Annotated in this window: 24 protein-coding genes; 9 read left to right on the forward strand and 15 right to left on the reverse strand. The window is 69.8% G+C overall.

Annotated features, from left to right (window positions below; genetic code table 11):
* Positions 1-203 precede the first annotated feature (203 nt).
* Complete coding sequence (gene mutS, locus ACQGNW_RS17395; protein ID WP_426664640.1) at positions 204-2,864, forward strand: DNA mismatch repair protein MutS; 2,661 nt, start codon at positions 204-206, stop codon at positions 2,862-2,864.
* A 7-nt stretch (positions 2,865-2,871) separates the two neighbouring features.
* Here mutS and ACQGNW_RS17400 read toward each other — a convergent pair whose 3' ends face one another.
* Together ACQGNW_RS17400 and ACQGNW_RS17405 are read right to left on the reverse strand one after the other, a co-directional pair.
* Complete coding sequence (locus tag ACQGNW_RS17400; RefSeq protein ID WP_426664641.1) at positions 2,872-3,474, reverse strand: response regulator; 603 nt, start codon at positions 3,472-3,474, stop codon at positions 2,872-2,874.
* A 160-nt stretch (positions 3,475-3,634) separates the two neighbouring features.
* Positions 3,635-4,270, reverse strand: coding sequence for a glutathione S-transferase family protein (locus ACQGNW_RS17405; protein WP_426664642.1), 636 nt, complete (start codon positions 4,268-4,270; stop codon positions 3,635-3,637).
* 107 nt (positions 4,271-4,377) lie between these two features.
* Here ACQGNW_RS17405 and ACQGNW_RS17410 point away from each other — a divergent pair, with 107 nt between their 5' ends.
* A complete protein-coding gene (locus ACQGNW_RS17410; RefSeq protein WP_426664643.1) occupies positions 4,378-4,968 on the forward strand; it encodes a TetR/AcrR family transcriptional regulator in 591 nt (196 codons plus the stop codon).
* A gap of 28 nt (positions 4,969-4,996) precedes the next feature.
* Here ACQGNW_RS17410 and ACQGNW_RS17415 read toward each other — a convergent pair whose 3' ends face one another.
* The 3 genes from ACQGNW_RS17415 to ACQGNW_RS17425 all read right to left on the reverse strand — a co-directional run bounded on the left by ACQGNW_RS17415 (position 4,997) and on the right by ACQGNW_RS17425 (position 7,185).
* Positions 4,997-5,542 (reverse strand): response regulator, encoded by a 546-nt coding sequence (locus tag ACQGNW_RS17415; protein ID WP_426664644.1) that lies wholly within the window; start codon positions 5,540-5,542, stop codon positions 4,997-4,999.
* A gap of 216 nt (positions 5,543-5,758) precedes the next feature.
* Positions 5,759-6,166 (reverse strand): RNA-binding S4 domain-containing protein, encoded by a 408-nt coding sequence (locus ACQGNW_RS17420; protein WP_426664645.1) that lies wholly within the window; start codon positions 6,164-6,166, stop codon positions 5,759-5,761.
* A gap of 116 nt (positions 6,167-6,282) precedes the next feature.
* A complete protein-coding gene (locus ACQGNW_RS17425; RefSeq protein WP_426664646.1) occupies positions 6,283-7,185 on the reverse strand; it encodes an AEC family transporter in 903 nt (300 codons plus the stop codon).
* Positions 7,186-7,302: 117 nt separating this feature from the next.
* On the opposite strand from ACQGNW_RS17425, the gene ACQGNW_RS17430 reads away from it, so the two are divergent.
* Entirely contained in the window at positions 7,303-7,617 is a 315-nt protein-coding gene (locus ACQGNW_RS17430) for a 2-hydroxyacyl-CoA dehydratase (RefSeq protein ID WP_426664647.1), read from the forward strand.
* Between the two features lie 69 nt (positions 7,618-7,686).
* The gene (locus ACQGNW_RS17435) at positions 7,687-8,226 is read left to right on the forward strand and encodes a hypothetical protein (protein ID WP_426664648.1); all 540 of its coding nucleotides are present in this window, start codon (positions 7,687-7,689) and stop codon (positions 8,224-8,226) included.
* Positions 8,227-8,303: 77 nt separating this feature from the next.
* On the opposite strand, the gene htpG is transcribed toward ACQGNW_RS17435, so the two are convergent.
* Positions 8,304-10,172, reverse strand: coding sequence for a molecular chaperone HtpG (gene htpG / locus ACQGNW_RS17440; RefSeq protein WP_426664650.1), 1,869 nt, complete (start codon positions 10,170-10,172; stop codon positions 8,304-8,306).
* 170 nt (positions 10,173-10,342) lie between these two features.
* Positions 10,343-11,239 carry a protease HtpX gene (gene htpX / locus ACQGNW_RS17445; protein WP_426664651.1) on the reverse strand — a complete coding sequence of 299 codons (897 nt, stop codon included), beginning with the start codon at positions 11,237-11,239 and terminating at the stop codon, positions 10,343-10,345.
* A gap of 123 nt (positions 11,240-11,362) precedes the next feature.
* Here htpX and gluQRS point away from each other — a divergent pair, with 123 nt between their 5' ends.
* The 3 genes from gluQRS to ACQGNW_RS17460 all read left to right on the forward strand — a co-directional run bounded on the left by gluQRS (position 11,363) and on the right by ACQGNW_RS17460 (position 14,585).
* The gene (gluQRS, locus tag ACQGNW_RS17450; RefSeq protein ID WP_426664652.1) at positions 11,363-12,229 is read left to right on the forward strand and encodes a tRNA glutamyl-Q(34) synthetase GluQRS; all 867 of its coding nucleotides are present in this window, start codon (positions 11,363-11,365) and stop codon (positions 12,227-12,229) included.
* An 82-nt stretch (positions 12,230-12,311) separates the two neighbouring features.
* Positions 12,312-13,052 carry an acetoacetyl-CoA reductase gene (phbB, locus tag ACQGNW_RS17455; protein ID WP_426664653.1) on the forward strand — a complete coding sequence of 247 codons (741 nt, stop codon included), beginning with the start codon at positions 12,312-12,314 and terminating at the stop codon, positions 13,050-13,052.
* Positions 13,053-13,250: 198 nt separating this feature from the next.
* On the forward strand, positions 13,251-14,585 hold the full coding sequence (locus ACQGNW_RS17460; protein WP_426664654.1) for a diguanylate cyclase domain-containing protein: 1,335 nt from the start codon (positions 13,251-13,253) through the stop codon (positions 14,583-14,585).
* 9 nt (positions 14,586-14,594) lie between these two features.
* Here ACQGNW_RS17460 and ACQGNW_RS17465 read toward each other — a convergent pair whose 3' ends face one another.
* A complete protein-coding gene (locus ACQGNW_RS17465) occupies positions 14,595-15,386 on the reverse strand; it encodes a tRNA threonylcarbamoyladenosine dehydratase (protein ID WP_426664655.1) in 792 nt (263 codons plus the stop codon).
* 104 nt (positions 15,387-15,490) lie between these two features.
* On the opposite strand from ACQGNW_RS17465, the gene ACQGNW_RS17470 reads away from it, so the two are divergent.
* Positions 15,491-15,880: a cytochrome c gene (locus ACQGNW_RS17470; RefSeq protein ID WP_426664656.1), complete on the forward strand. Its 390-nt coding sequence runs from the start codon at positions 15,491-15,493 to the stop codon at positions 15,878-15,880.
* Here the strand turns inward: ACQGNW_RS17470 and ACQGNW_RS17475 are convergent.
* From ACQGNW_RS17475 to ACQGNW_RS17500, 6 genes are all read right to left on the reverse strand, one after another.
* The gene (locus tag ACQGNW_RS17475) at positions 15,877-16,179 is read right to left on the reverse strand and encodes an Mpo1-like protein (protein ID WP_426664657.1); all 303 of its coding nucleotides are present in this window, start codon (positions 16,177-16,179) and stop codon (positions 15,877-15,879) included. The genes ACQGNW_RS17470 and ACQGNW_RS17475 overlap by 4 nt on opposite strands.
* Positions 16,180-16,192: 13 nt before the next feature.
* Positions 16,193-17,068 (reverse strand): pirin family protein, encoded by an 876-nt coding sequence (locus tag ACQGNW_RS17480; protein WP_426664658.1) that lies wholly within the window; start codon positions 17,066-17,068, stop codon positions 16,193-16,195.
* Positions 17,069-17,080: 12 nt separating this feature from the next.
* A complete protein-coding gene (locus ACQGNW_RS17485; protein WP_426664659.1) occupies positions 17,081-18,139 on the reverse strand; it encodes an NADH:flavin oxidoreductase/NADH oxidase in 1,059 nt (352 codons plus the stop codon).
* Positions 18,140-18,194: 55 nt separating this feature from the next.
* Positions 18,195-19,097, reverse strand: a complete 903-nt coding sequence (locus ACQGNW_RS17490) for an alpha/beta hydrolase family protein (RefSeq protein ID WP_426664660.1) — start codon at positions 19,095-19,097, stop codon at positions 18,195-18,197.
* Between the two features lie 110 nt (positions 19,098-19,207).
* The gene (locus ACQGNW_RS17495) at positions 19,208-19,417 is read right to left on the reverse strand and encodes a cold-shock protein (protein WP_426664661.1); all 210 of its coding nucleotides are present in this window, start codon (positions 19,415-19,417) and stop codon (positions 19,208-19,210) included.
* A 487-nt stretch (positions 19,418-19,904) separates the two neighbouring features.
* Positions 19,905-20,114: a cold-shock protein gene (locus ACQGNW_RS17500; RefSeq protein ID WP_367845585.1), complete on the reverse strand. Its 210-nt coding sequence runs from the start codon at positions 20,112-20,114 to the stop codon at positions 19,905-19,907.
* 258 nt (positions 20,115-20,372) lie between these two features.
* On the opposite strand from ACQGNW_RS17500, the gene ACQGNW_RS17505 reads away from it, so the two are divergent.
* Positions 20,373-20,735 (forward strand): hypothetical protein, encoded by a 363-nt coding sequence (locus tag ACQGNW_RS17505; protein WP_426664662.1) that lies wholly within the window; start codon positions 20,373-20,375, stop codon positions 20,733-20,735.
* Between the two features lies 1 nt (position 20,736).
* On the opposite strand, the gene ACQGNW_RS17510 is transcribed toward ACQGNW_RS17505, so the two are convergent.
* Complete coding sequence (locus ACQGNW_RS17510) at positions 20,737-21,996, reverse strand: winged helix-turn-helix domain-containing protein (protein ID WP_426664663.1); 1,260 nt, start codon at positions 21,994-21,996, stop codon at positions 20,737-20,739.
* Positions 21,997-22,116: the final 120 nt, after the last annotated feature.

The raw sequence follows: 22,116 nt of genomic DNA on the forward strand, positions 1-22,116 counted from the left end.
TCGGCGGAGTAACCCTGGCGATCCGCTGCACCAGCCCCGGACTAATGCCTGCCTCCTTGCACCATCGCAGTGCGGCAAATGCCGCCGGGGACAGCGAGGGTCGCGAGCGGCCGCCGCTCAACAAGCCGGTACCGAACCGCTAAAGTGACTGCCTTTGACCGGCGCTGCGGCGCCGGCCGGCAATCTCAGGACACCGCGCAGGAATGGCCGAGAACAGCACCGAACACACCCCACTCATGCGCCAGTACCTGGGCGCCAAGGCCGAGCACCCGGACGTGCTGCTGTTCTTCCGCATGGGCGACTTCTACGAGCTGTTCTACGACGACGCGCGCAAGGCGGCACGCCTGCTGGACATCACGCTGACCCAGCGCGGCCAGTCCGCGGGCCAGCCGATTCCCATGGCGGGCGTGCCCTATCACGCGGTCGAGAACTACCTGGCGCGGCTGGTGCGCCTGGGCGAGTCGGTGGCGATCTGCGAGCAGATCGGCGATCCGGCGCTCGCCAAAGGCCCGGTGGAACGCAAGGTGGTGCGCATCGTCACCCCGGGTACGGTGACCGACGCCGCCCTGCTCGAGGAGCGCCGCGACAATCTGCTGATGGCGATCAGCGCCGGCGCACATGGCGCCTACGGCCTCGCCTGGGTCGACCTCGCCGGCGGCCGCTTCCTGCTGAGCGAAGTGCCGAGTGCCGAAGCGCTCGCCGCGGAACTGGCGCGCCTGCAGCCGGCGGAGACGCTGGTGGGCGAGGACGTGGCATGGCCCAGGTTCGTCAGCTCCCTGCCCGGCGTGCGCAAGCGTCCGCCGTGGCATTTCGACGGCGATGCGGCGCGACGCGAACTCAACCGTTTCTTCGGCACGCGCGATCTCGGCGGCTTCGGCGTCGACCGCATGCCGCTGGCGATCGCCGCGGCCGGCTGCCTGCTCGGCTACGTGGAAGAAACGCAGAAGAGCGCGCTGCCGCACCTGTCCGGCATGGCGGTGGAAAGCGCGGGCGAAACCATCGCGCTCGATGCCGCCACGCGCCGCAACCTCGAGCTGGATACGCACCCCAGCGGTCGCACCGAACACACCCTGCTGGGCGTGCTCGACGAATCGGTGACACCGATGGGCGCGCGCCTGCTGCGCCGCTGGCTGAACCGTCCGCTGCGTTCGCGTGAACTGCTGCGCGGCCGCCACCAGGCCATCGGCGCCCTGATCGACGGCCGCCGTTACCAAGCGCTGCGCGAACAGCTGCGCGGCATCGGCGATCTCGAACGCATCCTGGCCCGCGTGGCACTGCGCTCGGCGCGCCCGCGCGATCTGTCCACGTTGCGCGACGGCCTGCGGGCCGCCCCCTATATTGGTGCGCTCGTCCATGACCGCGAAGATCACGAAGCGGGAGTAACTGGTGCGATCGTCCCTGATCGCGAAGATCACGAAGCGGCCATCCTTGGCTGCACTTTCCGGGGAGCGTCGCCCTTGCTGGGCGATCTCGTGGAGCGCATCGGCGACCACGCTGCAACCGCCGCCCTGCTCCAGCGCGCCGTCGTCGAGCAACCGCCGGTGCTGCAACGCGACGGCGGCGTCATCGCCGACGGCTACGATGCCGAGCTGGACGAACTGCGCCGACTCTCCACCCACGCCGACCAGTACCTGGTGGAGATGGAGGAACGCGAGAAGGCCGCCAGCGGCATCCCCACGCTCAAGGTCGGCTACAACCGCGTGCACGGCTACTACATCGAGATCAGCAAGGCCCAGTCGGACAAGGCGCCCACCCACTACACGCGCCGCCAGACCACCAAGAACGCCGAACGCTACATCACCGAGGAGCTCAAGCAGTTCGAGGACAAGGTGCTGTCGGCGAAGGAACGCTCGCTGATGCGCGAGCGGGCGCTGTACGAGGCGCTGCTCGACACGCTGATCGAACGGCTGGAGCCGCTGAAGCGGGCCGCTGCCGCCATCGCCGAACTGGACGTGCTGGCCACTCTCGCCGAACGCGCCGAGACGCTGGACTGGAGCGCCCCCGAACTCGCCGACGAGCCTGGCGTCGCGATCGAGCGCGGCCGCCATCCGGTGGTGGAGAAAGTGCGCGAGGAGCCGTTCGAGCCAAACGATCTCGTGCTCGACGACGCCCGCCGCATGCTGGTCATCACCGGCCCGAACATGGGCGGCAAGAGCACCTACATGCGCCAGAACGCGCTGATCGTGCTGCTCGCCCACATCGGCAGCTACGTGCCGGCCGCGCGCGCGGTGATCGGCCCGATCGACCGCATCTTCACCCGCATCGGCGCCGGCGACGACCTTTCGCGCGGCCAGTCCACCTTCATGGTGGAAATGAGCGAGACCGCCAGCATCCTGCACAACGCCACCGCGCAGAGTCTGGTGCTGATGGACGAGGTGGGCCGCGGCACCAGCACCTACGACGGCCTCGCGCTGGCGCGCGCGGCGGCGGTGCACCTGGCCACGGCCAGCCGCGCGTTCACCCTGTTCGCCACGCACTACTTCGAGCTGACGGAACTGGCCGGCGACTACCCCGCCATCGCCAACGTGCACCTGGACGCGGTGGAATACGGCGACCAGCTGGTCTTCATGCACGCGGTGAAGGAGGGCCCCGCCAACCGCAGCTTCGGCCTGCAGGTGGCGGCGCTGGCCGGCCTGCCGAAGGCGGTGATCGCCGACGCGCGGCGCACGCTGGCGGAGCTGGAGCGCGGCATGCACGCGCACGCCACCCAGGCGGCGCCCGCCGCCGACGCCTCGCCGCAACTCGGGCTGTTCGCGCCGCCCGCGCCGTCGGCGGTGGAGAACGCGCTGGACGGCATCGACCCCGACGCGCTGACGCCGCGCGAGGCGCTGGACGCGCTCTACCGCCTGAAGGGCCTGCGCTGAGGCAGCCTCAGTCCGTGCGCGCAGGATCGTCCGGCGACCGCGACGGCGCAGACACCTGATGGGCCTCGTCCGGCATCGCGATGTCGGGGATCGCGTCCCACTCGGCCTGGCTCACCCCGGCCGGCGGCAGGGCCTGCTCGACCGGCGCGCGTGCCGGCAGGCGGCCGGCCAGCACCAGCTGGCGGATGCGCTCGAACACCTCGCCGCGACCGAACGGCTTCTTCATGAAGTCGTCGGCGCCGTAGCGCTGCACGTAGAACTGCTCGGTGGCCTGCACGTTGCCGCTGATCATCACGATGGGAATGTGCCGCGTGTCCGGCTCGTGCCGCAGCGTGCGCAGCACCTCGAAGCCGGAAAGGCCGGGCAGCACGATGTCGAGGAAGACCAGCCCCGGACGCTCGTCCCTGGCGAGCGCCAGCGCGCTTTCGCCGTCGGCGGCCTTGATCACCTCGTAGCCGTCCTGGCCCAGCATCTTGCCCAGCACCGCACGGATCGTCGCCGAGTCGTCCACCACCAGCACCCGCGTGGCCATCGGTGCGCGCACGCGCGGTTCGCTGTGACGGCGCTCGCCGCCGCCCACCAGCCGCTTCAACAACCCGAAACCGGCCATCCCCTGCCCCCCCTTCGCCGGCGAAGGCGCCCGCGCCGGCGCAGTTTCGGTGCCGGCGCGGGCCGGCGCAAGCAGGTGGCCTCAAGGTTCCCCGCTGCAGTCCCGTGGCAAGGCCGCATGCCGAGTCCGCGTGTGGCCCCGCTCGCGAGCGTGGTGATGGTCAGGCCACGGCGCTGGTCACGGCTGCGTGCGGGAACGGCTCGCGCCATGCCGGCAGGGCCTGCAGCTGCCGATGCCAGCGCGCGATGTGCGCGAAGCCATCCAGCGGCAGCTGGGCCTCCTGCGCCCAGCCCAGCGGCGTGGAAGCGGCGAAGTCCGCCACGCCGAGGCGGTCGTCCACCAGCCATTCGTGTGTGGCCAGGTGCGCGTCGAGGTTGGCCGCGAATTGCCGGAAGAACGCTTCCGCCTCCGCCACCACCGCCGCATCGGGCTCGCCCATGCCCAGCAGCGGCTTGATCAGGCGCTCGAAGTACAGCGTGCCGCCATGCCGCGAAAAGTGCGCCTGGTTCCACGACAGCCAGCGCAGCGTCTCGACCTGCGCCGCGGGCGCGGATGGCCACAGGTCCGAGCCGGCCCGGGTCGCCAGGTGCACCATGATCGCGTCGGCCTCCCACAGGCGCAGCGCACCGTCGACCAGCAGCGGCACCTTGCCGTTCGGGTTCAGCGCGAGATACGGCGGCTGGCGGTGTTCGCCGTGGGCAAGGTCGACGCGCAGGTAGTCGACCGGCGCACCCAGGTATTTGGCCACCGCGCAGGCTTTGCGGGGATTGAAGGTCTCGGCGTAGTACAGCTTCATGGCTCACTCCTCGGTGTTGGAGGAGTGCAGTCTGCGCCGCATCTAGATATGTTCAAGAACATATTCAGCGCCGGCGCTACGCTTTGCCGGCACCGGAGGAGACCCGTATGCCGTACAGCGCCGACCACAAGCAGCGGACCCGCGCACGCATCGTCGAATGCGCCCGCATGCTGTTCAACCGCAAGGGTTTCACCGAGGTGTCGATCGACGAGATCATGGCCAGCGCCGGCCTCACCCGCGGCGGCTTCTACAACCACTTCAGGACCAAGGAAGAACTGTTCGTGGAGGCGGTGGCCGCCTACCAGGAGTTCAACCCGCTCGAACGCTGGCCGGGCCTCGACTTCGATCCGCAGCGCTGCGGCAGCGCGTTCGCCCGCCAGATGGTCGATGCCTATCTCTCGCGCGAACACCTGGACGACATCGAGGGGCACTGCCCGATGATCGCGCTGCCGTCCGACGTGGCACGCGCCGGCCCCGGCGTGAAACACGCCTATCGCGGGCTGCTGGAACGCATGGCCGGCCTGCTCGCGCGGAACGCCGACGCGTCGGTCGATGCGCAGGCCGCGCGCCGGCGCGGACTGGCGCTCGCCGCGCTGTGCGTGGGCGGCATGGTGCTGGCGCGCACCATCGAGGACGAAGCCTTCCGCGAGGAGATCCGCGCGGCGGCGCACGCCACGGCGCACGCGCTGATCGACTGACGCAGGTGCGGAGATGCGGAACGGGCGCTCAGGCCGCCATGCCCGAGACCACGTCGTGCATGATCTCGACCGGCGCGGGCGTTGCCGCAACGAGCGGCTCCGCGGCGCGGGCGGGCAGGCGGCCCGCACGCACCAGCACATCGATGCTGGCCTGCACCTCGGCACGGCCGAACGGCTTCTTCATGAAGCCGTCGGCGCCGTAGCGCTGCACGTAGAACTGCTCGGTGGCCTGCTGGTTGCCGCTGATCATCACGATCGGGATGTGCGCGGTGAGCGGGTCGTGGCGCAGCGCGCGCAGCACCGCGAAGCCGTTGATGCCCGGCAGCACGATGTCGAGGAAGATCAGTTCGGGCAGCTCGGCCTTCGCCAGTTCCAGCGCATGCTCGCCGTCGGCGGCCTTCCGCACCGCGTAGCCGTCCTGCTCCAGCATGCGGCCCAGCACCGCGCAGATCGTGGGCGAATCGTCCACCACCAGCATGCGCGTACCCACCGGCGCCTGCCGCCGGCCGCTCGTCCGCGGCGCCGACGCGTCGGCGCCACCCAGCCATCGCTTGAAGAATCCCATGCTGCTCATCGTGAGGCTCCCCGAAGCCATCCCCGTCCAGAGAAAGTCGCGGACTTGGCGCGACCTGTCGTTGCTGCGGATGGTGCGGCAGAATCGCGGCGCAATCTGCGATGCACTGCTCAGAGCCCGTGGAACATGCGCGTTTTGCGGGTTTTCAGCGTACGTCCGCCGCATGCGCGTGCATGTTCCCCTGCGACAGTCGCTTGCTCGACCTCACACGCGGACTCAAATGCCGCCCTGTTCGTCCTTCAACCGACGCAGTTCCCTGCGCGCGTGCTTGTCCGGGCGCTGGCGTGGCGCCTGCACGCCGACCAGCCGACGCTGCTCGCGTCGGGCCTCGCGGGCCTGCCGGCTCGCCTCGCTCTCGCGGTACAGCGCCTGCGCCGCGCTGGCCGGGCCGCGCCTGTCCACCAGCGCCAACACCTCGACCTCCAGCCGCTCGTCGCCACGGCCGATCTTCAGCCTGTCGCCCGCATGCAGCAGCTTTGCCGGCTTGCAGCCGGCGCCGTTGACGTCGATCTTGCCGCCGTCGATCGCCTGCTTGGCGAGGCTGCGCGTCTTGAAGAAACGCGCGGCCCACAGCCACACGTCGGCGCGCACTTCGGCGGGGGCATGGTCGTGCGGATCGTTCATCGCCCGCATTATCGCCCCATTCCCGCGACGCCTCGCCGGGGACCGCACCCGCCTCTCGCTGCTCGTTCGGCCGCCGGGGCGTGACGGTGCGGCAGCGGGCCATCAGGCCCAGCGGCTCACGTCCCCAGCAGCCAGTTGCCCAGCGGCACCGTCAGCAGCGACAGCACGATGCCGGCGCCGAGCACGGTGTTCGCCAGTTCCGGGTCCAGCCCGTATTCGTCGGCGAGGATGGTGGCCGACACCATCGGCGCCATCGCTGCCTGCAGCACGCCCGCGGTGAGCGTGAGTCCGCCCACGCCGGCCGCCACGCCCAGCGCCCAGCACAACGCCGGTGCCAGCAGCAGCTTCCAGCCCAGCCCGCAGGCCGCTGCGCCGAGTTGGCCTCGGCCCGCCTGCAGGCGGAACTGCAGGCCCACCGAGAACAGCGCCAGCGGCGTCAGCGTTTCCCCCAGCGGCCCGAACACGCCGTCGAGCGCGGCAGGCCAGCCGCCCAGCCGGCCGGCAACGATGCCCGCCACCAGCGCGACGAAGGCGGGAAACGTGGCGATGCGGCGCGCGATCCGGCGCGGGTCGGGCGCACGCCCCGCGTACAGGCAAGCCACCACCACGCCCACCGACGCCAGCAGCGGGAAGCAACCGAGCTGGTCGGCCACCACCGCGAGCGCTAGCCCGGCCTGCCCGTGCAGCGCCTGCAGCAGCGGATAGCCCATGAACGAGGTGTTGCCCAGCCCGCAGACCAGGATCAGCGCGCCGATGCGCCCGCGCGACCAGCCCAGCCGCGGCCCCAGCCACGCGAACAGCAGCCAGGCGCCGAAGAACACCAGCCACATCGCCGCCACCGGGAACCAGAGCCGCGCGTCGAACCGCAGCCTGGGGATCAGTTCCAGCACCAGTGCCGGCAACGCGATGTTGAGCACCCACCAGTTGAGCCCGTGCACCATGCCGGCCGGCGGATGCGCCCAGCGACGCACCATTGCGCCCAATGCCAGACAGACGAACAGCAGCAGCAGCGCACTCATCATCGGGCTTCGCAGAGGCCAGCGCCTCATTAGACGCGATCCGGCCGTCAGCCGGAAGTCCGTCGCGTGGCGCCGCCGCCGTGCGAAAATGGCGCATCACCGAACCGCGCGAGCACCATGAGTTCCAAACCCTACGACTTCCGCCAGTTCCAGGCCGAGCTCGCCGCGCTCGACCAGGACCGGCCCGAACCGAAGCGTGAGCCGAAGCCCGAACCCGGCCCCAGGCCGAAGCCCCTGGGAAGGAAAGCCGCCGAAGCCGAACGCCTGTCCCGCGCCCGCGAGGAGTTCCTCGCCCTGCGCGAGCGCCACCGGCTCAGCGTGGCCGACGTGGTGGCATTCTTCCCCGAGGAGGAGGGCATCGCCTATCTGCAACAGCTGCTCGCCGCCTCGGAGAGGAAACCGCGACGACGCAAGAGCGCGGCGAACGCCTGAGGGAGAACCGCTTGACCCTGCCATGGGCGCGGAGTAGAAGCGAAAGTCCCCCGTCAGAAGGAGATTGACATGAGGACGCCACTGCTTCCCCTCATCGTCGTCGCGCTGCTGGCCAGCGCCAGCGCGGTCGCCGACGACTCGATGTCGATCAACCAATTCCCCCACAAGGTCGAACCGGTGCTGGTGCGCGTCGACGCGCACGGCAAGGTCACCGAGGCGTCGCCGGCCTATGCGCTGCCGGCGAAGATGACCCGCCTGCTGAACGCCAATCTCGGCGAAATGATCCGCAGTCCGGCTACCGACAAGCACGGCAAGCCGGTGTCGAGCCAGTTCATCATGAACGTGGCGCTGCAGACCAAACCGACGGGTTCGAACGACTACGACGCCTACTTCACCTACGTCTCGGCCAAGCCGGTACCGCCCGGGTCGTGGTACTGGGTGCACCTCGACGGCGACCGGCTGGCCTTGGCCAGCCAGGGCGGCATGTACCGTCGCGGCCCACGTCCGCGCCTGCCCGTGCAACACGAGCACGACGGTTATCGCACCAGCATCAGGAGCAGCAGCCAGCCCGTGCCGGCGGTGCAGAATCCGCCGCCACGCACGCGCTGAGTCCGCATGCAACGAAGAAAGGCCCGTCGCACGCGACGGGCCTTCTGCCATCTGCGCCGTGCGGCTTTGCCGCGGACTCAGTTGCCCAGCAGCACCCGGTTCACGCGCTGCACGAACGCAGCGGGGTCGGCCAGCTGCGCACCCGCGGCGATCTCGGCCTGTTCCAGCAGCAGGTTGGCGAGGTCCTTCGCCCTGCCCTCGTCGGCCTCGTTTGCCACCCGCTTCAACAACGGGTGGCCCGGGTTGATCTCCAGCACGGGCCGGCTCTCGGGCAGCTCCTGGCCGGCCTCGCGCAGCAGGCGGGCGAGATGCGGCGCCATGTCGTAGTCGTTGAGCGCGAGGCAGGAGGGCGAATCGGTGAGGCGGGCGGAGACCTTGACGTCGCCCACGCGCTCGCCGAGCAGCTCCTTGAGCTTCTTCAGCAGCGGCTCGGCCTCCTTCGCGACCGCCTCCTGCTGCTGCTTCTCGGCCTCGTCCAGCGGCAGTTCGCCCTTGGCCACGTTGCGCAGCTTCTTGCCCTCGTACTCGGCGAGGTAGCCGACCATCCACTCGTCGATGCGGTCGAACATCAGCAGCACCTCGATGCCCTTGGCGCGGAACGCCTCCAGCTGCGGGCTGCCGGCAGCGGCGGCGTAGCTGTCGGCGGTGACGTACCAGATCGCATCCTGGCCCACCGCCATGCGGCCGATGTAGTCGTCCAGCGAGACGTTCTGCCTGGCGCCTTCGCCCTTGGTCGAGGCGAAGCGCAGCAGCTTGGCGATGCGCTCGCGGTTGCTGGCGTCCTCGCTGATGCCTTCCTTCAGCGTGTTGCCGAAGGCCTTGAGGAAGGTGGCGAACTTCTCCGGCTCGTCCTTGGCCAGCTTCTCGATCAGGTCCAGCACGCGCTTCACGCAGGCCGACTTGATGCGCTCCAGCTGGCGGTTGTGCTGCAGGATCTCGCGGCTGACGTTGAGCGGCAGGTCGTCGGCGTCGACCACGCCGCGCACGAAGCGCAGATAGTTGGGCAGCAGCTCCTCGGCCGCGTCCATGATGAAGACGCGCTTGATGTAGAGCTTCAGCCCCTTGCGCTCGTCGCGCCCGCCCATCATCAGGTCGAACGGCGGCTGCGCGGGAACGTAGAGCAGCGTGGTGAAGCTCTGGCTGCCCTCGACGCGGTTGTGCGTCCAGGCCAGCGCATCGTTGAAATCGTGGCCCAGCGACTTGTAGAAGCCTTGGTAGTCCTCGTCCGAAATCTCCGACTTGGGCTTGGCCCACAGCGCCGACGCATCGTTGGCGGTCTCCCACTCGTCGGTCGGCTTGCCGTCCTTTTCGACGGGAACGCGGATCGGGAAGGCGACGTGGTCGGAATACTTGCGGATCAGCGACTTCAGTTGCCAGCCCTTGAGGAACTCGTCCTCGTCGGCCTTGAGGTGCAGGACCACCGCGGTGCCGCGCGCGGCCAGTTCGACCTGCTCCAGCGCGTATTCGCCCTTGCCGTCGCTCTCCCACTTCACGCCCTCGCCCGCCGGCGCGTCGGCGCGGCGGGTGAGCACGGTGACCTTGTCGGCCACCACGAAGGCCGAGTAGAAGCCCACGCCAAACTGGCCGATCAGGCGCGCGTCGGCCTTCTGCTCACCGCTCATCGCCTCCAGGAAGCGGCGCGTGCCGGAGCTGGCGATGGTGCCGATGTTCGCCACCACCTCGTCGCGCGTCATGCCGATGCCGTTGTCGCGCACGGTGATGGTGCGCGCGGCCTCGTCCCAGCTCACGTCGATGTGCAGTTCGCCGTCGCCGCCCAGCAGCTCGGGCTTGCCGATGGCCTCGAAGCGCAGCTTGTCGCAGGCGTCGGAGGCATTGGAGATCAGCTCGCGCAGGAAGATCTCCTTGTGCGAGTACAGCGAATGGGTGACCAGGTGCAGCACCTGGGCGACTTCGGCTTCGAATTTGCGGGTTTCGGTGGTGGTCATGGGTGTGACGTCCAGTCTTGCGTTGATGGCCTTGCCGTCATGCCGGCGCGGGCCGGAGGAGTTCCACGCTGGCGAAACCGGTCATCCGGCAGCTGCAGCGTCCGAAGCGCCGGATGCTTCGCACGGCACCCCACCGGACGCCGGCCTGCGCCGGCACGACGGGCGAAAATTCAGTTCGTCGCGCCTTGCAGCGCGGCGATGCGCTCGTCCAGCGGCGGATGGCTCATGAACAGGCGCTGGAAGCCCTGCGCCAGCGGGCCGGAGATGCCGAACGCGGCGAGCGTCTTCGGCAGGGTGTTCTCGCCGTGGTCGCCCTGGAGCCGCTGCAGCGCGGAGATCATCGCGCCGCGACCGGCCAGGTGGGCACCGGCAGCGTCCGCGCGGAACTCGCGCCAGCGCGAAAACGCCATCACGATCATCGAGGCGAACAGTCCGAACACCAGCTGCAGCACCATCACCGTGACGAAGTAGCCGATGCCGGTGCTGCCGCGGTTGTCGTCGCGGCCGCCGGACAGCCAGCTGTCCACCAGCCGCCCCACGATGCGCGCGGCGAGGATCACCAGCGTGTTCAGCACGCCCTGGATGAGCGTCATGGTCACCATGTCGCCGTTCGCGACGTGGCCGATCTCGTGGCCCAGCACGGCTGCGACCTGTTCGCGATCCATCTGTTCGAGCAGGCCGCTGCTCACCGCCACCAGCGCGCTGTTCTTCGTCATGCCGGTGGCGAAGGCGTTCATTTCCGGCGCCTCGTAGATCGCCACCTCGGGCATGCCGATGCCGGCGTTCTGCGCGTGGCGGCGCACGGTTTCGACCAGCCAGCGCTCGGCCTCGTTCGCCGGCTGCTCGATCACGTGTGCACCGGTGGTCATCTTCGCCATCCACTTGGACATGGCCAGCGAGATGAAGGCGCCGCCCATGCCGAACACCGCGGCATAGATCAGCAGGCCGGTACTGCCGCCGAAACCTTGGGCTGCGGCCATCTGGTCCACGCCGAGCAGGCGGCAGACGATGCCGAGCAGGAGCAGGACGGCGAGGTTGGTACCCAGGAACAGGAGGATGCGGCGCATGGCTGTCTCTTTGGCAGTCACGTGGAAGATCAGGCAAACGCGATGGGGGTGGGGGCGCCGGTGCCTGGTTTCAAGCGCCCGCACCCCTCGCCAGCCGTGCTCCGGACAGGCAGACTGCCGCGGATGGATTACCGCGGACGCTTCGCCCCTTCCCCCACCGGCCGCCTGCATTTCGGCTCGCTGGTCGCCGCGCTCGGCAGCTGGCTGCGCGCCCGCCAGGCCGGCGGCCGATGGCTGTTGCGCATGGAGGACATCGACCCGCCGCGCGAGGTTCCCGGCGCGGCGGCCGCGATCCTCGCCGCCTTGCCGGCCTTCGGTTTCGCGGCGGACGGCCCGGTGCTGTACCAGTCGCAGCGCCGGGCCGCCTATGATGCCGCGTTCGCGCGCCTGCGCGAGGCCGGCGCGGTGTTCCCCTGCTGGTGCAGTCGCAGCGGGCTGGCCGCCGGTGCAGCGCCGCACCGCGACGGCCGCTGCGTGGCGCCACCCGATCCGCGGCGCGAACCGGCCTGGCGGCTGCGCGCCCCGGACCTCGAGATCGCCTTCGACGACGTCGTGCAGGGTCCGCAACGGCAGAACCTGCGCGAAAGCGCGGGCGACTTCGTGATACGCCGCGTCGAGGGCCTGTATTCCTACCAGCTGGCCTGCGTGGTGGACGATGCGCACCAGGGCATCACCGAAGTGGTGCGCGGCTGCGACCTGCTCGACTCCACGCCGCGGCAGATCCACCTGCAGCGCCTGCTCGGCCTGCCCACCCCGCACTATCTGCACCTGCCGCTGGCGCTGGATGGCGCCGGGCGCAAGCTTTCCAAGTCGGAGCAGGCCTGGCCGGTGGATCCCACCGTCCCCCTGCCGGCGCTGCGCCGTGCGCTGGCCTTTCTCGGCCAGCCGGTGCCCACGGACGCCCCCGACGCACCGGCGCTGCTGGCGGCGGCCCTGTCCCGCTTCGATCCGGCGCTTATTCCACGACGCAGCGGTTGCTTTGCCGGCTGAGCGGTTATAAATCTCTCCTTGGGCCAACGCCGGTCGCCGATCGTCGTGACGCGCGCCCGCAGCGAACCCAAGGAGACTGGACATGATGCAACGCACGGCTTTGGTCACGGGTGGTACCGGCGGCATCGGCAGCGCGATCGTGCGCTATCTGGCCCGGCAGGGGCACCGGGTCGCCACCAACTACCGCAACGCGGACAAGGCCGAAGCCTGGCGCAAGGCGATGGCCGCCGACGGCATCGAAGTGTGCATGGTGCCCGGCGATGTCTCCGACCCCGCTTCCTGCGCGGAGATGATCCGGGCGATCGAGGCGCAGTGCGGCCCGGTAGAGATCCTGGTCAACAACGCCGGCATCACCCGCGACACCACCTTCCACAAGATGAGCTACCAGCAGTGGATCGAGGTGGTGAACACCAACCTCAATGCCTGCTTCAACGTCACCCGCCCGGTGATCGAGGGCATGCGCGCGCGCAAGTGGGGCCGCATCGTGCAGATCAGCTCGATCAATGGCCAGAAGGGCCAGTACGGCCAGGCCAACTACGCCGCCGCCAAGGCCGGCATGCACGGCTTCACCATCTCGCTGGCACAGGAAAGCGCGAAGTTCGGCATCACCGTCAACACCGTCTCGCCGGGCTACGTGGGCACCGACATGGTGATGGCGGTGCCGGAGGAAGTGCGCGAGAAGATCGTGGCGCAGATCCCGGTGGGTCGTCTCGGCAAACCCGAGGAGATCGCCCACGCGGTGGCCTTCTTCACCACCGACGAGGCAAGCTGGATCACCGGTGCCAACCTCGCCATCAACGGCGGGCATTACATGGGCTGGTAGATGCTGCATTTGCGGGATGCGTCGAAGCGCACCCCGCACAGGGACTGCGAGGCCAGGCAGGATGCCGAACGGGCGGCATCGCCGGAATGCCCGTCCGCCGTACGCGGGGACCAGCAGGGCGAGGCGGCGACGCCGCCCTGCAATGGCACAGGACGTGCCCACCGATTCCGGCAGTGCGCCACCACCCGTCTGGAACCGATGGCAACGACCGAACTCACCCCGCTGGACAAGATCCTTGATCTCCTGCTGGATGCCATCTGCGTCGTCGACGCCGAGGGACGCTACGTGTTCGTCAGCGCCGCCTTCGAGCGCATCTTCGGCTACGCCCCCGCGGAGGTGGTCGGCAAGCAGATGATCGATTTCGTGCATCCGGATGACCGCGCCATCACGCTGCGCACCGCCGCGGCGATCATGGGCGGCAGGCCCGAATCCAACTTCCAGAACCGTTACCTGCGCAAGGACGGGGAAGTGGTGCACATCATGTGGTCGGCGCGCTGGTCCGAGGCCGACCGCGTGCGGATCGCCGTCGCCCGGGACATCACCGCGCTCAAGCGCGGCGAATCGATGCGGCAGGCGCTGCACGCCGTTTCCGAGGCAGCGCATGCTGCGCAGGACCTGCCGTCGCTGTTCGAGCAGCTGCACCGGATCATCGGCGGCATCCTGCCCGCGACGGACTTCCTGGTCGCCCTGCACGATCGTGCGACGGACCGCCTGCAGTTTCCGTACGTGGCCCGCGGGTGTGCGGTCCCGCCCGGGCATACGGAGCCCGCCGTCGACGCGCGCATCGCCGAGGTGATCGGCAGCGGCCGGGTCGTGCAGTCGACCGCGACCGTGGCGGAGGCATCCACGCACTGGCTCGGCGCCCCGCTGCAGTCAAAGGACGGCACGATCGGCGCGCTGGTGGTCGAGCATCGCGGCAAGGTCGGCTACACCGGCGCCGACGGCGAGCTGCTGCAATTCGTCGCCACCCAGGTGAGCACCGCGATCGAACGCAAGCAGGCCCAGGCGCAGCTGCACCATCTTGCCCTCCACGATCCCCTGACCGACCTGCCCAACCGCAACCTGTTCCGCCACCGCCTGAAGGCCACGCTGGAAAGCGCGGCGAACGCGAAGACGCGCGTGGCACTGCTCTACATCGACCTGGACGGGTTCAAGCAGGTCAACGACCGTCACGGCCATCCTGCCGGCGACCTGGTGCTGTGCGAAGTCGCCAGCCGCATCCGCGGCTGCCTGCGCGGGCACGATCTCGCCGGCCGCATCGGCGGCGACGAGTTCGTGGTGCTGCTCGATGCGCTTGCCACTCCGGAACAAGGCATGGACATCGCGGAACGGATCCGTGCCGCGCTCGGCCCGGCGTTCCAGCTGCGTGATTGCCCGGTCCACGTCTCGGCGAGCATCGGCGTGGCCATCTTCCCCATCGATGGCGAGGACATCGAGCAACTGGCCAAGGCTGCCGACCACGCCATGTATCTCGCCAAGAAAGCAGGCGGCAACCGTATCCGGCCCGCCAACGGCGATGCGGCCGGCCGCTGACCGTCGCGCCTAGTCGCCGGCCTGCAGCAGCCGCTCCATCACCTTGCCCACCGCAGCGAACGCGAACGCACCGGTGACGTGGGTGGCGGCGCCGAGGCCGCCGCCGCAGGCGAGGTTCAGCGCGTCGCCGCCGGGCGGACGGGTGCCGCAGACGGTACCGTCCGGCTGCGGGTACTGCACGTTCTGCAGCGAGTACACCGCTGGCACTCCGAAGTAGCGCTGCGGGCTGCGCGGGAAGTTGAAGTCGCTGCGGAGCTTCTTGCGGATCAGGCTGAACATCGCGTCGTGCTCGGTGCGCGAGAGGTCGCGCACGCGGATCTGCGTGGGGTCGGTGCGCCCGCCAGCCGAGCCCACGCTGACGATGGGCAGCTTGCGTCGCCGGCACCAGGCGATCGTCTCCAGCTTCACGCGGAACGCGTCGCAGGCGTCCAGCACCGCGTCGTAGCCGCGGTCGAGCAGCTCGTCGAGCGTGGAGGTGGTGAGGAAACGCTCGATCGCCTCCAGCCGCAGCGCCGGGTTGATCGCATGCAGCCGCGCGGCCATCACGCCCACCTTGGGCTTGCCGAACTCGCCGTCCAGCGCATGCAGCTGGCGATTGGTGTTCGATACGCACACCTCGTCGGCATCGATCAGCGTGAGCCGCCCCACGCCGCTGCGCGCCAGCGCCTCGGCGGCCCACGAGCCCACGCCGCCGATGCCCACCACGCAGACGTGGCGCTGCGCCAGCCTCGCCACGCTGCCGGCGCCGTACAGGCGCTCGATGCCGGCGAAACGTTCGTGCGGGAAACGGGTATCGCTCATCGTCACACTCGGGCTGCCGCGTTGCGCAAAGCACCGATTCTATCGTCCCCTCCCGGCGATCCGGGGTATCCTCGCCGGCCTGTCTCCGCAATGGAACCCGTGCGATGCGCGCAGCCCTCCTGATCCTGCTCGGCCTGGCCATCGGCGTGGTCGGCACCGTCAACGTGATGAACGCGCTGGCGGCACGCAACCCCATGCCCGCCGCGGTGATGCATACCATGGGCTACCACATGGGCGAGCTGAAACAGGCGCTCAAGGCGCAGCAGTGCGATGCGGCGAAGGTCCAGCACCACCTGCTGCGCCTGCAGTCCACCGCCACCGACATCCTGCCCACCTTCGGCATCGCCGACAAAGCCTTTGCCGACGACGCGAACCAGCTGCAGACGCGCCTGCAGCAGGCCGCCGTGTCCGCGCCGGCCACCTGCGCGGCGCTGGCCGCGGCGCTGAAGCCGGTGGGCGAAACCTGCCAGAGCTGCCACCAGCAGTACCGCTAGAAACTGACCTTGCCGCGCAGCATCTGCGCGTACATCACCCAGTCACCCATCAGGCTGTAGAACGGGTGGCGGAACGTGGCCGGCCGGTTCTTCTCGTAGACGAAGTGGCCGATCCACGCGCAGCCATAGCCGGCCACCGGCAGCAGCCACAGCCAGGCCCAGCGCCCGCTGGCGACAGCCAGCAGCAGGATCAGCAGCACCAGCGTGCTGCCGACGAAATGCCAGCGCCGGCACATCCGGTTGCCGTGCTCGGCAAGGTAATAGGGGTAGAACGCGCGGAAGCTGGCGAATTCGGGCATCGGGAGCTGCTCCTCAACCGGGCGGCAGCGGAATGAATTCTTCCTCGTCGCCGGGCACCGCGGGGAAGCGTCCTTCGCGCCAGTCGGCCTTGGCCTGCTCGATGCGCGCGGTGTCGGCAGCCACGAAGTTCCACCACAGGTGGCGCTCGCCATCCAGCGGCGCGCCGCCGAACAGGATCGCGCGGCCGGCGCCGGTGGCCCGCAGCGGCGGCACGGACCTGCCCGCCTGCACCGCCATCCGGTCTGCTTCCAGCCGCAGACCGCCCCACGCCAGCCCGCCCTCGATCACGTGCACGCCGTGCTCGGCATGCTCCGTCGGCAAGGCCAGTTCGGCACCGGCCTCGAACCGTGCCTCGGCGAAGTACATCGGCGCGTACACCTTCACCGGCGAGACCGCGCCCCAGCCGGTGCCGGTGATCAGCACCAGATCCACGCCGGACCGGGTGACGCGCGGCAACTCGTTCGCTTCATGGTGATGGAACTCCGGCGCGATCTCCGCGTGGTCGCGCGGCAGTGCCACCCACACCTGGATGCCGTGCAGGCGCTGGCCCGCGGCGCGCGCCTCCGGCGGCGTGCGCTCGGAGTGCACGATGCCACGGCCAGCGGTCATCCAGTTCACCGCGCCGGGGCGGATGTCGGCGAGGCTGCCCAGGCTGTCGCGATGACGGATCGTGCCGTCGAACAGCCAGGTCACGGTGGCCAGGCCGATGTGCGGGTGCGGCCGCACGTCCATGCCGCGGCCGGGCGCGAAGTCCGCCGGCCCCATGTGGTCATAGAACACGAACGGCCCCACGTGGCGCGCCTGCAGCACCGGCAGCAGCCGGCGCACGGCGAAGCCGTCACCGAGATCGTGCAGACGGCCGTCGATCTGGATCGGTTGCGCGTTCATCGTCCCTCCGGTTCACCATGCCCGTCGATATTGCGCCGGAGCGGGCAGCTGCGCACCCAGTTCCTGCGCGGCCCGGCGCGGGAAGTACGGGTCGCGCAGGCTCTCGCGTGCGATCAGCACCACGTCGGCCTCGCCGTTGTCCACGATGTCGGCGGCCTGCCGCGCCCCGGTGATCAAGCCCACCGCGCCGGTGGCGATGCCCGCCTCGCGGCGCACGCGCGCGGCGAAGGGCACCTGGTAGCCTGGTGCCAGCGGGATCTTCACGTGCGGCAGCAGGCCGCCGCTGGACACGTCGACTAGGTCCACGCCCAGCGGCTTGAGTTCGCGCGCCAGCCGCACGCTCTGCTCGATGTCCCAGCCGCCCTCGGCCCAGTCCGTGGCCGAGATGCGCAGCCACAGCGGCAGTTCCGCCGGCCACTCCTCGCGCACCGCGACGGCCACCTCGCGCACCAGCCGGGTGCGGCGCTCGTAGCTTCCGCCGTATTCATCGTCGCGCAGGTTGCTGAGCGGCGACAGGAACTGGTGCAGCAGGTAGCCATGCGCGGCATGCAGCTCGACCAGCCGGAAGCCGGCAGCCAGTGCGCGCCGCGCCGCCGCGCGGAAATCGTCGATCAACTGGCGGATGCCTGCCGCATCCAGCCCCTCGGGCGTGTGCCAGCCGGTGTCGAACGGCAGCGCCGATGGGGCCACCGTGGTCCAGGCCCCCTGTGCCGCGGTGAGCGCACCGCCGCCTTCCCACGGCCGGTGCGCGCTGGCCTTGCGGCCGGCGTGGGCCAGCTGCACGCCGGGCACCGCACCCTGCGCCGCGATGAAGGCGGTGATCGGCCGCCAGGCGGCGACCTGGGCATCGTTCCAGATGCCCGTGTCGCCCGGCGAGATGCGTCCCTGCGCCGACACCGCAGTGGCCTCGGCGATCACCGCGCCCGCGCCGCCCACCGCGCGGCTGCCCAGGTGCACCAGATGCCAGTGCTCGGGCACGCCGTCGACGGCCGAGTACTGGCACATCGGCGAGACCACGATGCGATTGCGCAGGCTGAGGCTGCGCTGCGGGAAGGGTTCGAACAATTTCATCGGACGATAGGCCGGTGGAGGCAAACCCCTACAGTGCAGGCACGCCCGTACCGCATCAAGGGCCGCAGCGTGGCATTGCCGCGAACACTGTGTCGTGTGCGGCGATCCAGTCGGCGATGCGCGCGGCCACCGCCTCCGGCGCCTTCATCCAGCCGAAATGGTCGGCCGGCTGGCCGCCCAGTTCGTCCGGCGTGACCAGTTCGTGGCGGCGCAGCGCGTGCGGCAGCTTGTCCAGCAGCCAGTCCAGCGAGGCGGCCGGTCCCAGCCAGTCGTCGCGCAGGCGCAACGCCAGCACCGGCAGTTCCACGGCGGCCAGCCGCTGCTCGAAGTCCACGTCCATGCCCGTCGCGGCGTAGCGCCCGCTGCGCCCGCTGCGCGCCCAGTCGGCGACGACGCCGCGCGCCTCGTTGCCACCGAAGCCGAGGCGACGGCCGGGCAGATGCCCCAGCACCGTCGCCAGCACCGGCGCCAGCATGTAGGCCAGGCCGATCAGGGTGCCGCGACGGAAGCGCCGCCAGTACGGCGCGCCGCTGGCCACCAGCACGATGCCCGCCATGTCGGCGGGGCCGAGGCTGGCGCAAAGGCAGGCCAGTTGCCCGCCCAGGCTGTGGCCACCCAACCGGGGGCGTGCCTGCGGCCAGTGCGCCCGCATCGCTGCCAGCCCGGCAGGCAAGTCGACCGCCAGCAGTTCGCGGTAGCCCCAGTTGCGGCGACGGCCGGCGCGGAGGTTGCTGGAGCCGATGCCGCGCCACTCGTGCAATGCCACCGCCACGCCCTGCGCGGCCAGCGCCGCGGCCAGCGGCAGGTAATGCTTCGCCGGCACGCCCATCGCCGGCAGCCAGTACACGGCCGCGCGCGGCACGCCGGCTGGCGCCACGCACAGCAACTCCGCGCGCACGCCGTCGGCCATCGCCAGCGGCAGCACGTCGGGTTCGATGACCGCAGTCGTGAGGTTCATTGACGGGTGCGACCGCGAATGGTCGCCATTTGATTTCCGCGATCAAGGACGATCGCAACGGAAAAGAAAAGGCCGGCTCGCGCCGGCCTTTTCCGCTTGCGGTACGGCGATCAAACCGGGGTGACTTCCTCGGCCTGGAGACCCTTCTGGCCGTTCACCACCTTGAACGTCACCTTCTGGCCTTCCTGCAGGCTCTTGAAGCCCGTGCCGGTGATGGCACGAAAATGCACGAACACGTCGGGGCCGTTCTCACGGCTGATGAAGCCGAACCCCTTGGCGTCGTTGAACCACTTGACGGTACCTGTTTCACGATCCGACATGACTCACTCCGATCCATTCCTGACGCTTGAGACGAGCCGACCTCCGCGGGTCGACGGCTTACTGGGCATGCCGGGGTCGGGTGTAGCGACATGGAATCGACAGGGGTTCCATACCGGGCACGCACGTGGCCAAGCAGACGCAGTGGGGCAAGCATAACGGAATTTCACGAATGCAAGCGACATGTCAAGCGTCATTTTCCGGGGCACGCCCCGATTAACCCGGCGGCCGGCGACAGGAGGCCCGGGCAGCCCCGGACCGGCATGCATGGTGCGGTCCGGACCGGGCTGTCCGGGCCGGTTATCCCCGCGCAGTCGAAACGGTGGTGCTGGTAGCGGGATCGATCACCGAAAGTGTCCGCGGACACAAAATCGCAGGAAGCGATTTTCGGCATCACGCCAGCCTGGGTCCGAAGGGCGCCAGCCACGAATGGCGGGCACAAAAAAACCGGGCATCGCTGCCCGGTTCCGGATGACGCGTGAACGGCAATCAGGCGGGGGTCACTTCGTCGGCCTGCAGGCCCTTCTGGCCCTGCACCACCTTGAAGCTGACCTGCTGGCCTTCCTGAAGGCTCTTGAAACCGTTGCCGGTGATCGCGCGGAAATGCACGAACACGTCCGGGCCGTTGTCGCGGGCGATGAAACCGAAGCCCTTGGCATCGTTGAACCACTTGACGGTACCGATCTGACGATCAGACATTTGAATCACTCCACTGGGTATTTCGAATCAAAGGAGACTCGACCGCCACGACATGCGGCAGCCGGCTTACTGGTGTGCAAAGGAAAACAACCCCGGGGTGAACAGATGAGGCAGATCGCGGATCGGCTGCATCGGGCCACCGGTGCTTGGCGACCCCGGCAAACTCAGCCCTGCAATGGTAACCGATAACCGTAGCGGATATCCGCAAGCGGGGACCGCGTGAATATCATGTCCACCCCATCCGCAGGACTCCCCACCTTGAGCATCCGCCTGCTGTTCCCGCTGTGCGCCGGCCTGCTGCTGGCCGCCTGCGCCACCACCCGGCCATCCCGCCCCGCCGCACCGCCGGTGCCCGCAGCGATCACCGGCGTCCCGTCCTGCGACGCCTACCTGGCGAGCTACCTGGCCTGCCACCGTGCTGCGGCAACCTTCCCGGCCGACCAGTTGCAGGCCCGCTACCAGGCCATGCGCGACAGTCTGCAGCAGGCCTCGCGCGACCCGCGGACCCGTCCCTACCTGGACGCCCGCTGCCGGCTGCTGTCCGGCCAGCTGCACCAGAGCCTGCAGAGTCGCCCGTGCAGTCCCATCGCCCCGGCGGCCACCGCCACGGCGACGCACTGACTCAACCCTGCGCCCTCCAGAGGCGGCGCAGGGCCGGCGCCAGTGCCGCCGGGCGGCAGCGCCCCAGGCGAACCCGCGGCGTGCCGTGCCAGCGCGCGGTGCGCGCGATCGCCGCAGCCGCTTCCTCAAGCAGCCGTGGCGAGGCGTCCACGCCGTCCTCCAGGTACAGCGCCTTGATCTCGAACACGCCCTCGGCACGATGCGCCTTGGCGTCCAGCCGGCCGACCAGCGCGCCGCGATGCAGGATCGGCAGCACGTAGTAGCCGTAGCGCCGCTTCGGTGCCGGCACGTAGCACTCGATGCGATAGTCGAAACCGAACATCGCCAGGGCGCGGGCGCGATCCCACACCAGCGGATCGAACGGCGACAACAGCGTGGTGTGGGTCGCGCGCAGGCGGCCGCCGCACGCGCGATCCAGCGCTCCGGCATGCTCGCGGTGCACGTAGGCCGGCGCGTCCCAGCCGCGCACCGCCACCTCCAGCAAGTCGCCGCCGGCTACCAGCGGCGCCAGTTCGCGCGCGCTCACCGCAGGCTTCAGGCGGAAGTAGTCGGCGATCCAGCGCGCCTGCGCGATGCCCAGCGCGCGCACGCCGTCGAGGATGAAGTGCCGCCGCAATTGCGCCGGATCGAGCGTGCTGGGCTCGAACGGCGGATCGAGCTTCGCCAGCACCCGCTCGGCGAGGTCGTACACGCGCTGGAAGCGCTCGCGCCGCGGCACCATCAGTTCGCCCAGCGCGAACCAGGCTTCCAGCCAGCGCTTCTCCGGTTTCCATTCCCACCAGCCGGAGGCACCACGATCCTCGCGCGGAAAGTCCGACGCCAGTACCGCGCCGCCGTCGCGGATGCGCGCGAGCAAGGCGTCCATCGCCGGGCGATGTTCGCGGTGCATGCGCTCGGCGTGGCGCTGTGCCCAGTGGCTGCCGCGCTCGCGCCAGGCGCGATGCGCGGCGAGATCCCGCGCGGCGACGAAACAGGCCTCGTGCGCCCAGCACTCGGCGACGCGGCCGTCGGCCAGCGCCTCGTCCAGCCACGCCATCGGATAGTCGCCGAGGCGCGAATGCAGCACCAGGTACGGGCTGCGTGCGACCACGTGGATGGAATCGATCTGCAGCAGGCGCATGCGTTCGATCGCCGCCACCACGTCGTCGCGCCGCGGGCGGCGGCGCGGCGCCTGCAGCAGCCCCTGCGCGTGCAGTTGCAGCGCGCGCGCCTGTGGCAGGCTCAGCGCGGCCGTGTTCGCTGAAGCGGCGATCAACGGCACGCCGCCTTCACATCGGTTCGACAAGAATGTTGCGACGACATTTATGCAGCCTCTGCTAGCGTCCTTTACAGGTCCCGCGAACCACGGCGCCATCTTGTCGCCCGCGAGGCTCGCACTCCC

This window comes from Rhodanobacter aciditrophus (genome assembly GCF_050026795.1).
Classification (GTDB): Bacteria; Pseudomonadota; Gammaproteobacteria; order Xanthomonadales; family Rhodanobacteraceae; genus Rhodanobacter_A.